This window comes from Streptomyces sp. NPDC047869, from assembly GCF_040704065.1.
GTDB lineage: Bacteria > Actinomycetota > Actinomycetes > Streptomycetales > Streptomycetaceae > Streptomyces.
Genome location: NZ_JBEYRK010000006.1, coordinates 1 through 11,991, shown reverse-complemented (window position 1 = coordinate 11,991; position 11,991 = coordinate 1). Strand labels below are relative to the sequence as shown.

At 71.6% G+C, this 11,991-nt stretch carries 11 protein-coding genes; 9 read left to right on the top strand and 2 right to left on the bottom strand.

Going from position 1 to position 11,991, the window contains the following annotated elements; all coding sequences use genetic code 11:
* Window positions 1-142: 142 nt before the first annotated feature.
* Window positions 143-526, bottom strand: coding sequence for a metallopeptidase family protein (locus AB0924_RS10090; RefSeq protein WP_358928988.1), 384 nt, complete (start codon window positions 524-526; stop codon window positions 143-145).
* Between the two features lie 435 nt (window positions 527-961).
* On the opposite strand from AB0924_RS10090, the gene AB0924_RS10085 reads away from it, so the two are divergent.
* The 8 genes from AB0924_RS10085 to AB0924_RS10050 all read left to right on the top strand — a co-directional run bounded on the left by AB0924_RS10085 (window position 962) and on the right by AB0924_RS10050 (window position 9,424).
* Window positions 962-1,339: a DUF3499 domain-containing protein gene (locus tag AB0924_RS10085; protein WP_250404864.1), complete on the top strand. Its 378-nt coding sequence runs from the start codon at window positions 962-964 to the stop codon at window positions 1,337-1,339.
* Between the two features lie 176 nt (window positions 1,340-1,515).
* Window positions 1,516-2,880, top strand: a complete 1,365-nt coding sequence (locus AB0924_RS10080) for a phosphomannomutase/phosphoglucomutase (protein ID WP_366911130.1) — start codon at window positions 1,516-1,518, stop codon at window positions 2,878-2,880.
* A 152-nt stretch (window positions 2,881-3,032) separates the two neighbouring features.
* The gene (locus tag AB0924_RS10075; RefSeq protein WP_007382472.1) at window positions 3,033-3,203 is read left to right on the top strand and encodes a Trm112 family protein; all 171 of its coding nucleotides are present in this window, start codon (window positions 3,033-3,035) and stop codon (window positions 3,201-3,203) included.
* Window positions 3,204-3,317: 114 nt separating this feature from the next.
* Window positions 3,318-4,445, top strand: coding sequence for an SIS domain-containing protein (locus AB0924_RS10070; protein WP_366911129.1), 1,128 nt, complete (start codon window positions 3,318-3,320; stop codon window positions 4,443-4,445).
* Between the two features lie 137 nt (window positions 4,446-4,582).
* A complete protein-coding gene (gene manA / locus AB0924_RS10065) occupies window positions 4,583-5,734 on the top strand; it encodes a mannose-6-phosphate isomerase, class I (RefSeq protein WP_366911128.1) in 1,152 nt (383 codons plus the stop codon).
* A gap of 132 nt (window positions 5,735-5,866) precedes the next feature.
* Window positions 5,867-6,847: a cation diffusion facilitator family transporter gene (locus AB0924_RS10060; protein WP_366911127.1), complete on the top strand. Its 981-nt coding sequence runs from the start codon at window positions 5,867-5,869 to the stop codon at window positions 6,845-6,847.
* Between the two features lie 330 nt (window positions 6,848-7,177).
* The gene (gene ahcY, locus AB0924_RS10055; RefSeq protein WP_358929000.1) at window positions 7,178-8,635 is read left to right on the top strand and encodes an adenosylhomocysteinase; all 1,458 of its coding nucleotides are present in this window, start codon (window positions 7,178-7,180) and stop codon (window positions 8,633-8,635) included.
* A gap of 177 nt (window positions 8,636-8,812) precedes the next feature.
* Window positions 8,813-9,424 (top strand): hypothetical protein, encoded by a 612-nt coding sequence (locus tag AB0924_RS10050; protein WP_366911126.1) that lies wholly within the window; start codon window positions 8,813-8,815, stop codon window positions 9,422-9,424.
* Between the two features lie 15 nt (window positions 9,425-9,439).
* On the opposite strand, the gene AB0924_RS10045 is transcribed toward AB0924_RS10050, so the two are convergent.
* The gene (locus tag AB0924_RS10045) at window positions 9,440-10,450 is read right to left on the bottom strand and encodes an RDD family protein (protein WP_366911125.1); all 1,011 of its coding nucleotides are present in this window, start codon (window positions 10,448-10,450) and stop codon (window positions 9,440-9,442) included.
* A gap of 141 nt (window positions 10,451-10,591) precedes the next feature.
* Here AB0924_RS10045 and AB0924_RS10040 point away from each other — a divergent pair, with 141 nt between their 5' ends.
* Window positions 10,592-11,599 (top strand): stage II sporulation protein M, encoded by a 1,008-nt coding sequence (locus tag AB0924_RS10040; protein WP_358929006.1) that lies wholly within the window; start codon window positions 10,592-10,594, stop codon window positions 11,597-11,599.
* Window positions 11,600-11,991 lie beyond the last annotated feature (392 nt).

The window sequence follows — 11,991 nt, the reverse complement described above, 5'->3', positions numbered from 1 at the left end:
CCTCCCGGCCCGCCATAGCTGCGGGCATGCGTGCCTCGGGAGGCACCCCGCAAGCGCGGGCAAGCGAAACACCGCGACGCTCACCGAGGCACGGGGCATCCAGGCGCCCCGGGCCCAGTCCATCCAGCTCGGGGCGCCCCGCCTAATCCTCGCCGTACCGAGGATCAACAGTCTCCGGAGTCAACCCCAGCAACTCCGCCACCTGCTCCACCACGACCTCATGCACCAGCGCGGCCCGCTCGTCCCGCCCCTTGGTGCGGATCTCCACCGGCCGCCGGTACACCACGACCCGAGCCCGCCGCCCCTCCCGCGCGGGAATGATCCCGCCCAACGGCACGGCCTCGTCGTCCCAGGCGTCCGTGCCCCGCCTCTCCAGCCGAGGCACCTCGAGCACCAGGAAGTCCATGTCGGCCAACTGCGGCCACCGCCGCTCGAGACGTTCCACGGAGTCCTGCACCAGATCCGCGAACACCTCGGCCCTGCTGGCCGCCAGCGGCACCTGCGGCGGCGCGATCGGCCCACGCATGCCCCGTCCGTGACGATCGCGGCGACGGGGCCCGGGGCCGGTGGCGCGGGGCGGTACACGGTTGTCCATCACCGCAGAAGCCTAGTCCCCGCGCGCTCCGCCCGCCCGGCCCCACGCGGCAACCGGCCGCCGGCCCTCCGTGTCCCCGGGCACGGCACAACACGTGTCACAGGGCGTGTCAGAAGTTGACCATTCCAGCCAAGGTCTGGCTCGTTTCCGTAACCATCCAAGACCGGTCAACTCAAGGCAATTGACGGAGTTTGTGCCGCCTCGTGACCGAGGGCCTTCCCGCCCGGGACCCCGCACGTCCCCGTCCCCGCAGGTCAGCAAGGCCCGTTGAGAGGTGCCTGTGGGGCGGCTCACAGTCCGACACGGTGGCGTGACCTGGAGGAGAGTCGTCGCGGCCCGCTCAAGAGTGCGGTACCGTCCATCGTCGTGAGCCCTGTACGTCGCTGTTCGCGCACCGCCTGCGGCCGACCCGCCGTCGCGACGCTGACGTACGTCTACGCCGACTCGACCGCGGTCCTCGGCCCGCTCGCCACCTACGCCGAACCCCACTGCTACGACCTGTGCGCCGAGCACTCCGAGCGCCTCACCGCGCCCCGCGGCTGGGAGGTCGTCCGTCTCCTCGACGGCTCCGCGCCCGCGCGGCCCAGTGGGGACGACCTCGAAGCCCTCGCCAACGCCGTGCGCGAGGCGGCCCGCCCCCAGCAGCGGGCGGCCGAGGCGGGCGGCGGCGGGGCCCGTACCCCGGACCCCATGGAAGTCGCCCGCCGCGGGCATCTGCGCATCCTGCGCTCACCGGACAACTGAGTCCGCATCCGCGGAGAACCGATCCCGCACCCACCCGGACGGCCCGCGAGTCCATTTGCTCGTCCCTCGCCGTCCACTTGTCCGTCCGCTTGTCCGTCCGCTGGGTGTCCGCACACCTGCCTCTCACCCCCGACGGGTAGTTTGTGGGCACCCATAGGACTTCAGGAGGGTTGGCCGTGGCTGCTGATCTGTCGCAGATCGTGAAGGCGTACGACGTACGCGGAGTGGTCCCGGACCAGTGGGACGAGCCGCTGGCCGCCCTCTTCGGCGCCGCCTTCGCCGAGGTGACGGAAGCGACGGCCATCGTCGTCGGTCACGACATGCGCCCCTCGTCCCCCGGCCTGTCCCGCGCCTTCGCGCGCGGCGCCGCCGAACGCGGGGTGGACGTCACCGAGATCGGCCTGTGCTCGACGGACCAGCTGTACTACGCCTCGGGCGCGCTGAACCTCCCGGGTGCGATGTTCACGGCCTCCCACAACCCGGCGCAGTACAACGGCATCAAGATGTGCCGCGCGGGCGCCGCACCGGTCGGTCAGGACACGGGCCTGACGCAGATCCGCGAACTCGTCGAGCGATGGCTGGAGTCGGGCGCTCCGGAGCCGGCCGCCGAGCCGGGAACCCTCACCACGCGCGAGACGTTGGAGGATTACGCGGCCCACCTCCGCTCCCTCGTCGACCTCAGCGCCGTCCGCCCCCTGAAGGTCGTCGTCGACGCCGGCAACGGCATGGGCGGCCACACGGTCCCCACGGTCTTCGCCGGCCTGCCCCTGACCCTCGTGCCGATGTACTTCGAACTGGACGGCACCTTCCCGAACCACGAGGCCAACCCCCTCGACCCGGCCAACATCGTGGACCTGCAGAAGCGGGTCCCGGCGGAGGGCGCCGACCTGGGCATCGCCTTCGACGGCGACGCCGACCGCTGCTTCGTCGTGGACGAGAACGGCGACCCCGTCTCCCCGTCCGCGATCACCGCGCTGGTCGCGGCGCGCGAACTGGCCCGCACCGGCGGCAAGGGCACCGTCATCCACAACCTGATCACGTCCCGCACCGTCTCCGAGGTGGTGAAGGAGAACGGCGGCACCCCGGTCCGCACCCGCGTCGGGCACTCCTTCATCAAGGCCGAGATGGCCCGCTCCGGCGCTATCTTCGGCGGCGAGCACTCCGCCCACTACTACTTCAAGGACTTCTGGAACGCCGACACGGGCATGCTGGCCGCTCTCCACGTCCTCGCGGCCCTCGGGGGGCAGGACGGCCCCCTGTCCGCCCTGACCGCCCAGTACGACCGCTACGCGGGCTCCGGCGAGATCAACTCCACCGTCGCCGACCAGGCCGCCCGTCTCGCCGCGATCCGCGCCGCCTACGAGGGCCGCCCGGGCATCACCCTCGACGACCTCGACGGCCTCACGGTCTCCGCCGCCGACTGGTGGTTCAACGTCCGCCCGTCCAACACCGAGCCGCTGCTGCGCCTGAACGCGGAGGCCGAGGACGAGGCGACGATGACCAGGATCCGCGACGAGGCCCTGGCGATCATCAGGGCCTGAGCCACCCGCCCGCCCCGCACCGGGGCGGGCAAACCGGGGCCCAGCGGGCAGCGCGCCTCCGGCCGCACCCGCAGGCCCGGCCCGACCCCGCCACCAGCGGTACGCTGACCAGCACATCGGCAATAGAACTTCCGCCCCGAAGGGACACCCTCATGCCGCTCGAAGCCGGCCTTCTGGAGATCCTCGCCTGCCCCGCCTGTCACGCCCCCCTCAAGGAGCAGGACACCGAGCTGATCTGCACCGGTCAGGACTGCGGCCTGGCATACCCGGTCCGCGACGGCATCCCGGTCCTGCTCGTCGACGAGGCCCGCCGCCCCGCGTAACCCGAGGCGCTCCCCGTCCCGCGTGCACCGCGGCGTCACCGCCGCGCACCGACGAGGCGCCCACCCCCGCGTTCGAACCCCGCACAGGACCCCGGCGATCGGAGACTGTTGCCCATGCTCGACGAATCGCTGCTCGACAGCCCGGACGGCCTCGCCGACGCCGACACCCGCGGCCTCCTCCGCGGCGCGGCGGAGGCCGGCGCCCGCGTACGCACCGCCGTCCGGCACGCCACCGAGGCCGGTGTGGCCGAGCTCAAGCCCGACGGCCGCCCCCGCGCCGTACTGATCGCGGGCCCCGGAGCCGCCGCCACCCACACCGCCGACCTGCTCGGCACCCTGGCCGGCCCCGGCAGCCCCGTCATCCGGCTGGCCCCCACCGGCGTCGCCCCCGCCGCCGGCGCCCTGCGCTGGGAGATCCCGGGCTGGGTCGGCTCCGTCGACCTGCTGCTCATCGCCACCCCGGACGGCACCGAACCCAGCCTCTCCCTGCTCGCCGAGCAGGCCTACCGCCGAGGCTGCTCGGTGGTCGCCGTCGCCCCGGCCCACACCCCGCTCGCCGAGGCGATCGCCGCGGCACACGGAATGTTCGTACCGATGGCGACGGCGCCCTACGACCAGGAAGAACCCCTCGCCGCGTCCTCCCCGGGCGTCTTCTGGGCCATGTTCACCCCGCTGCTCGCGCTGCTGGACCGCATCGGTCTGCTGAGCGCGGCGCCGGACGCCCTGGAGAAGGTCGCCGACCGCCTGGACCACATCGCCGAGCGCTGCGGCCCGGCCATCGCGGCCTACAGCAACCCGGCCAAGACCCTCGCCGCCGAACTCGCCGACGCGCTGCCCGTCGTGTGGACGGAGGGCCCCGCGACCGGCCCCGCCGGCCGCCGGTTCGCCGCCGCTCTCGCCGAACTCGCCGGCCGCCCCGCCCTCGTCGCCGAACTCCCCGAGGCGCTCGCCGCGCACAGCGCCCTGCTGGCCGGCCCGCTCGCGGCCAGCGCCGACCCGGACGACTTCTTCCGCGACCGTGTGGAGGAGCCGCCCGCGATGCACGCGCGCGTGGTGCTGCTCCGCGACCGCCCGATCGGCGGCCTCACCGCCGCCCCCGCCGCCCGCGACCTGGCGCTCAGCCACGACACGCCGATCAGCGAACTCGAACCGGACGAGGGCGACGAACTGGAGGCCCTCGCGGAACTGATCGCCGTCACGGATTTCGCCGCCGTTTACCTGGCGCTCGCTTCCGGGGCCTGATCTTGCTCAGGGCGTCGCACCCGGGCCCGCCCGGGCCGACCGGCCCGCGCCCCACCACCGGAACACCGACCGGCACCGGCACACCACCCGGCGCCGGCGCCGGCCGAGCAGCGTACGTACGGAGACAGAGAAACCACATGGACCGCCTCGACAACACCGTCCGCCCCTACGCCTGGGGTTCCACCACCGCCATCCCGCACCTCCTGGGCGTCGAGCCGAGCGGCGAACCGCAGGCGGAGATGTGGATGGGCGCCCATCCGGGCGCTCCCTCACGCACCGCGCGCGGGACGCTCGTCGAGGTGATCGACGCCGGACCCGAGCGCGAACTGGGCGCCGCGGCGGTCGCGAAGTTCGGCCCACGGCTGCCGTTCCTGCTCAAGATCCTCGCCGCCGGCGCGCCCCTCTCCCTCCAGGTGCACCCCGACCTGGAGCAGGCCAGGGAGGGCTTCGCCGACGAGGAGCGGCGCGGCGTCCCCCTCGACGCCCCGCACCGCAACTACAAGGACGCCAACCACAAGCCCGAACTGCTCTGCGCGCTCACCGAGTTCGACGGCCTGTGCGGGTTCCGTGACCCGGCCGAGGCGGCCGGCCTGCTCGAAGGGCTCGGCGTCGACTCCCTGAAGCCGTACGTCGACCTGCTGCGCGCGCACCCCGAGGACGCGGCCCTGCGGGAGGTCCTCACCGCCGTCCTCAGCGCCGACCCGCGGGAAATGGCGCACACGGTCGCCGAGGCCACCGCCGCCTGCACCCGCCTCGGCGGCGACTACGCCCCCTACGCCGGCCTCGCCCACCACTACCCGGGCGACCCCGGCGTCATCGCGGCCATGCTCCTCAACCACGTCCGCCTGCAGCCCGGCGAGGCGCTGTTCCTCGGCGCCGGCATCCCGCACGCCTATCTCGACGGCCTCGGTGTCGAGATCATGGCCAACTCCGACAACGTCCTGCGCTGCGGCCTGACCCCCAAGCACGTCGACGTCCCCGAACTGCTGCGCGTCGTCCGCTTCGAGGCGGGCGACCCGGGCGTGCTGCGCCCCGAGGCCTCCCCGGACGGCGAGGAGGTCTACGAGACCCCGATCGACGAGTTCCGGCTCTCCCGGTACGCCCTGTCCGAGGGCGGCACCGCCCACGACCTCACCGTCGACACCCCGCAGATCCTGCTCTGCACCGCCGGGTCCGTCCAGGCCGGTGAGCACGAGTTGGCCCCCGGCCAGTCGGTCTTCGTCCCGGCGGGGGAGAAGGCCGAGGTGTCCGGAGCGGGCACGGTCTTCCGTGCCACTGTGATCGTATGACCGGGACTGTGGACACCTGAAGCGCCGCCACCCGGACGGGCTGCAAGAATGGCCCCCCGGCAAAGTACGGGCAAAGTCGGGTACACGCCTGGACGGCGTAGACGGACGAAGGCGAAGGGACAACGCGGACACATGAGCGCGTCAGGCGGTACCAGGGCGATCGTGGCGGCACTCGGCGCCAATCTCGCGATCGCGGCATCGAAGTTCGTGGCGTTCGCGTTCAGCGGCTCGTCCTCGATGCTCGCCGAGGGTGTCCACTCGGTCGCCGACTCCGGCAACCAGTTCCTGCTGCTGATCGGCGGCAAGAAGGCACAGCGCGAGGCGACCCCCCAGCACCCCTTCGGCTACGGCCGCGAGCGCTACATCTACGCGTTCCTCGTCTCGATCGTCCTGTTCTCCATCGGCGGCATGTTCGCCATCTACGAGGGCTACGAGAAGATCACCCACCCGCACCAGGTCGAGCACTGGTACTGGCCGGTGGGGGTCCTGCTCTTCGCGATCATCGCCGAGGGCTTCTCCTTCCGCACGGCCATAAAGGAGTCCAACGAGCTGCGCGGCAAGCTGTCCTGGTCGCAGTTCATCCGCCGTGCCAAGGCCCCCGAACTGCCCGTCGTCCTCCTCGAGGACTTCGGCGCGCTCATCGGTCTGGTCCTCGCCCTCGGCGGCGTCGGCCTGGCCCTGCTCACCGGCGACGGCGTCTGGGACGGCATCGGCACCGTCTGCATCGGTGTCCTGCTGGTCTCCATCGCCCTCGTGCTCGCCGCCGAGACCAAGTCGCTGCTGCTCGGCGAGGCCGCCGGCATCGAAGAGGTCAAGAAGGTCGAGGCCGCGATCGTCGACGGCGACACCGTCACCGGCGTCATCCACATGCGCACGCTCCACCTCGGCCCCGAGGAACTGCTGATCGCCGCCAAGATCGCCGTCCGGCACGACGACACGGCCACCGAGGTGGCCAACGCCATCAACGCGGCCGAGGCCCGCATCCGGGCCGCCGTGCCCATCGCCCGCGTGATCTACCTGGAACCCGACATCTACAGCGAGGCCGAGGCCGCCAAGGGCCCCGACCCCGAGGCGACCCCGGGCGGCCCCACCCCGCACGCCGCCGGCCACTGATTCCCGACACGGCGACCGGGGCCGCCCCACAAGGCGACCGGGGCCGCCCCACAAGGGGAATGCCCCCGTTCACTCCCCGGACGGCGGGAACTCTTCGAAGACGGACTGGGGGCCTCCCTGTCTCCCGGTGTAGCTTGGGACGGAGCCAGACGTCGCTGCTGATGGCGGTCGGGCGGTCCCGCAGCGGACCGGCCGAGGGAGAGAGGGCCTCCGACGGACTGCGCTGCGCGTACGTGGGCATGCCTGTGTCCTCTTCTCGGGCACCCGTGCGTCCGCCGCCGCGCAGACCAGCCGTACCCACCTCGACCCAACCCCGAGGAGCAGCTCGCAATGACGACTGTCGACAACCGACAGGACTTCAAGGTCGCCGACCTCTCCCTGGCCGAGTTCGGCCGCAAGGAGATCACCCTCGCCGAGCACGAGATGCCGGGCCTGATGGCGCTCCGCAAGGAATACGCCGAGGCCCAGCCTCTCGCCGGCGCCCGCGTCACCGGCTCCCTGCACATGACCGTGCAGACCGCCGTCCTCATCGAGACCCTGGTCGCCCTCGGCGCCCGGGTCCGCTGGGCCTCCTGCAACATCTTCTCCACCCAGGACCACGCGGCCGCCGCCATCGCCGTCGGCCCGAACGGCACGCCCGACAATCCGCAGGGCGTCCCGGTCTTCGCCTGGAAGGGCGAGACCCTGGAGGAGTACTGGTGGTGCACCGAGCAGGCGCTGACCTGGCCTGACAGCGCCACCGGCGGCCCGAACATGATCCTCGACGACGGCGGCGACGCCACCCTCCTCGTCCACAAGGGCGTCGAGTACGAGAAGGACGGCAAGGTCCCCGCCCTGGAGACCGCCGAGTCCGACGAGCACCGCGTGATCCTCCAGCTGCTGCACCGCACCCTGGGCGAGAACCCCCAGAAGTGGACCCAGCTCGCCTCGGAGATCCGCGGCGTCACCGAGGAGACCACCACCGGCGTGCACCGCCTGTACGAGATGCAGCGCGACGGCGTCCTCCTCTTCCCGGCGATCAACGTCAACGACGCCGTCACCAAGTCGAAGTTCGACAACAAGTACGGCTGCCGCCACTCCCTGGTCGACGGCATCAACCGCGCCACCGACGTCCTCATCGGCGGCAAGACCGCCGTCGTCTGCGGCTACGGCGACGTGGGCAAGGGCTGCGCGGAGTCCCTGCGCGGCCAGGGCGCCCGCGTGATCATCACCGAGATCGACCCGATCTGCGCCCTGCAGGCGGCGATGGACGGCTACCAGGTCACCACGCTGGACGAGGTCGTCGAGACCGCCGACATCTTCATCACCACCACCGGCAACAAGGACATCATCCTCGCGTCGGACATGGCGAAGATGAAGCACCAGGCGATCGTCGGCAACATCGGCCACTTCGACAACGAGATCGACATGGCCGGCCTCGCCCAGATCCCCGGCATCGTCAAGGACGAGGTCAAGCCGCAGGTCCACACCTGGAAGTTCCCCGAGGGCAAGGTCCTCATCGTGCTCTCCGAGGGCCGCCTGCTGAACCTGGGCAACGCCACCGGCCACCCGTCGTTCGTGATGTCCAACTCCTTCGCGGACCAGACCCTGGCCCAGATCGAGCTGTTCACCAAGCCCGACGAGTACCCGACCGGCGTCTACGTGCTGCCCAAGCACCTCGACGAGAAGGTCGCCCGCCTCCACCTGGACGCGCTCGGCGTGAAGCTCACCAAGCTGCGCCCCGAGCAGGCCTCGTACATCGGCGTGGAGGTCGAGGGCCCGTACAAGTCGGACCACTACCGCTACTGAGTCCGCAGCCCCGCCGCCGGGGAGCACACCGGTGCACCGCCGCGCTCCCCGGCAGCAGGTCCGCAGATCCACAGAGGCAGGCCCCCGCACCCCCGTGCCGGGGGCCTGCCCCTTTGGCCCAGGACCGGACCAGCAGCCGTAGGCCGGACCGCCGGCCCGTCAAGACCCAGGACCCCCATGCCACGCGGCCGATATTCGCTCCACGATCCGCACGATCACACCCCCTTCGCGGAAGAGCACTTCCAGTGCGCTCCCGGCCCCTCCGGCTGGCGCTACGTCTCCCAGCTGACCACCCCCGCCGGCGATCACCGCGGCTCGGTCGATCTCGCCCTGGACGACCTCGGCCGCCCCATCCGCCTCGAACTGCACACAGGTGGCTGGCAGGTGCGAGGCGCCGCCCTCGACGGCGTCACCTGGGTCCGCACCGACGCCACCGGAACGCATGCCACCGAAGGCAATGTGCGCGCCCACGCCTTCACCGGCACGTCCCCCGCGTTTCTCGTCGCCACCGCCCGTCTCCTGCGCCTCACCCCCTCCTCAGCGACCCGCGTGCGCCTCGTGGCCTTCACCGACCCGGTCCTCGCCCCCCGCACCGTGGACCAGTCCTGGACCTTGGTGAGAAGCGAAGCACACGCCACTGACAACGGCCCTCTGACCGTGGACGAATACCAGGTCACCGCCCTGGACACAGGCGAACTGCACACCGTGCACATCGCCGGGGACGTGGTCCTGTCCGCGCCCGGGATCGAGCTGGAGGACCTCCAGTCACCGCCGTCCGTATTCGGCTGAGCGGCCGCCGCCGTCTCAGGCCGGCGGCGCGAATCCGGTGGCGGGACGGTCGGCCGTCGGTTCGTCCGGGCGCACCCGGGCGGACGGCGCGGAGGGAGCCACGGGATCCTGCGGCTGACCAGCGGCCGGGGACTGATACGTGTACGGCGCGGGCGGCTGGGGCAACGGCGGAGGGTAGCCACCGGACGCACCGCCCCCGACCGCCGAGGGCCCCACAGGCTGCGCGGGCGCTCCGGGGGCAACGGGAGCGGACGAGCCCGCCGCCGGGACGGACCCGCCCCCGCCGAACGCCCGCCGGGCCTCGCGCGACTGCCTCTCCTGGACCACGGCGGCCAGGAAGGCCGCCGGGTGCTCGCCGTGCGGCACAAATGCCCCCGTGCGAGCCGCGACGTCCGCCGCAAGCCGCTGCGCCATCTCCCAGGAGACCCGCGGATCCAGCTGCTGCATCCGCGTCAGGTACTGCCGGATCGCGAGCCACAGCCCGTCCGGTACGGCCGACAGATCCAGCTCGGCGAACCGCCCCGCGAGCCACGGTGGCGGCGGAGGCACCTGACCGGTCTGCCCGGCCGGAATCCGCTCGCGCACGACCAGGGTGCCCGCGAACACGTCGCCGAGCCGCCGCCCCCGCGCCGACACCAGCGAGGCGATACAGGCCACCACCCCGAACGTCATCAGGATCTCGACCACACCGATGGCGCCCCGCACCAACGCGTGCCGGAACCGGACGGGGCCACCGTCGTCCCGTACCACACGCAGCCCGAACACCAGCTTCCCCAGCGAACGGCCGTGACTGAGCGTCTCCACCGCGATCGGCCCACCGACCAGCACCAGCAGGAAGGTGGCGATCGACAGCGCGACCTGAGCGGCCTCGTCGAGCGACGAGGTCGCAGCCACCAGCGCCAGAGTCACGCCGATGTACACGAGCACGGCCACGACCAGATCGAGCAGCACCGCCAACGCCCTGCTCGGGAGCTTCGCGGGCCGCAATTCGAGCGCCACCGCCTCGCCGGTCACCAGCTCACTCACGCCCGTCGTCCTTCCCCTGGCCTGCCCCGTGAACCGCAAGTCTGCCAAGCTGAGGGCGCATCGCGCCGCAGTACGACAAGCTGACGGCAATAAGAGTGCACGACGAGCAGCGGACGACCAGCCGAGGAGCAGGCAGACCCCATGGACCTGGACGTCTTCGTCTCCGCACACCGCGCCGAATGGGACCGCCTCGACGCCCTGCTCCGCCGGCGGCGCCGCCTCACCGGAACCGAGGCGGACGAGCTCGTCGCCCTCTACCAGCGCACCGCCACCCACCTCTCCCTCATTCAGTCCAGCGCGCCGGACCCTCAGCTGACGGGCCGGCTCAGCCAACTGGTGGCACGCGCGCGCAGCGCCGTGACCGGCACCCGCCGCGCCTCGTGGCGGGACGTTACGCGGTTCCTGGGCCAGGGATTCCCCGCCGCGGTCTATCGCGCGCGTCGCTGGTGGGTGCCCACCGCGCTCGTCTCCACCGCGGTCGCGATCCTTCTGGGGTGGTGGATAGGCACCCACCCGGAGGTGCAGTCCACCATCGCGGCCCCCAGCCAGCTGCGGGAGCTGACCCGCCCCGGCGGCGAGTACGAGACCTACTACTCGAGCCATCCCGCGGCGTCCTTCGCGGCCCAGGTCTGGACGAACAACGCCCAAGCGGCGGCGATGTGCCTGGTCCTGGGCATCTTCCTGGGCCTGCCCGTGCTCTTCATCCTCTTCGAGAACATGCTCAACCTGGGCGTCGGCTTCGGTCTGATGTCGTCCGCCGGCCGTCTCGACACGTTCCTGGGCCTGATCCTCCCGCACGGCCTGCTCGAACTGACCGCGGTCTTCGTCGCCGCCGGCACCGGTCTGCGCCTCGGCTGGACCCTCATCGACCCGGGGCCGCGCAGTCGCCGTGTCGCGCTCGCCGAAGAGGGCCGAGCCGCGGTCGGCATGGCCATCGGCCTCGCCCTCGTCCTCTTCGTCTCCGGCGCCATCGAAGGCTTCGTCACGCCGTCCGGCCTGCCCACCTGGGCTCGTATCGGCATCGGGATCGCGGCCGAGCTGACATTCCTGGCGTACGTCTTCGTCCTGGGCGGCCGCGCCGTGCGGGCCGGTGAGACGGGCGACATCGAGGCGGCCGAACGCAGCGCCACCGTGCCGACGGCCGCCTGATGTGCATCCACGGTCTCTGAGCTGCTAGTGTCTCCTTCGCCCCGCAAGAGCTGTTGACACGGCTGGAGCGGGGAGGTAGATTCAAACAGTTGCCTAGAACTGGACAGGTTCGGGGCCGATCGTTTAGAATCTACTGCTTCCCAAGAGTCGCGGACGCGATCGAGAGAAGCACGCCTCCGAATTATTCAGAAATGAGCAGCCGGTCAGACCGGCCGAGAACTTCTGATAAAGTCGGAACCGCCGGAAAGGGAAACGCGAGAGCGGGAACCTGGAAAGCACCGAGGAAATCGGATCGAAAAAAGATCTGATAGAGTCGGAAACGCAAGACCGAAGGGAAGCGCCCGGAGGAAAGCCCGAGAGGGTGAGTACAAAGGAAGCGACCGTTCCTTGAG

What these genes read in the sequence shown, in the direction of transcription:
- AB0924_RS10090 (WP_358928988.1), bottom strand. Translation starts at nt 526, where the DNA reads ATGCGTGGGCCGATCGCGCCGCCGCAGGTGCCGCTGGCGGCCAGCAGG.
- AB0924_RS10075 (WP_007382472.1), top strand. Translation starts at nt 3,033, where the DNA reads ATGCCGCTCGAAGCCGGCCTTCTGGAGATCCTCGCCTGCCCCGCCTGT.
- AB0924_RS10070 (WP_366911129.1), top strand. Translation starts at nt 3,318, where the DNA reads ATGCTCGACGAATCGCTGCTCGACAGCCCGGACGGCCTCGCCGACGCC.
- manA (WP_366911128.1), top strand. Translation starts at nt 4,583, where the DNA reads ATGGACCGCCTCGACAACACCGTCCGCCCCTACGCCTGGGGTTCCACC.
- AB0924_RS10060 (WP_366911127.1), top strand. Translation starts at nt 5,867, where the DNA reads ATGAGCGCGTCAGGCGGTACCAGGGCGATCGTGGCGGCACTCGGCGCC.
- ahcY (WP_358929000.1), top strand. Translation starts at nt 7,178, where the DNA reads ATGACGACTGTCGACAACCGACAGGACTTCAAGGTCGCCGACCTCTCC.
- AB0924_RS10050 (WP_366911126.1), top strand. Translation starts at nt 8,813, where the DNA reads ATGCCACGCGGCCGATATTCGCTCCACGATCCGCACGATCACACCCCC.
- AB0924_RS10040 (WP_358929006.1), top strand. Translation starts at nt 10,592, where the DNA reads ATGGACCTGGACGTCTTCGTCTCCGCACACCGCGCCGAATGGGACCGC.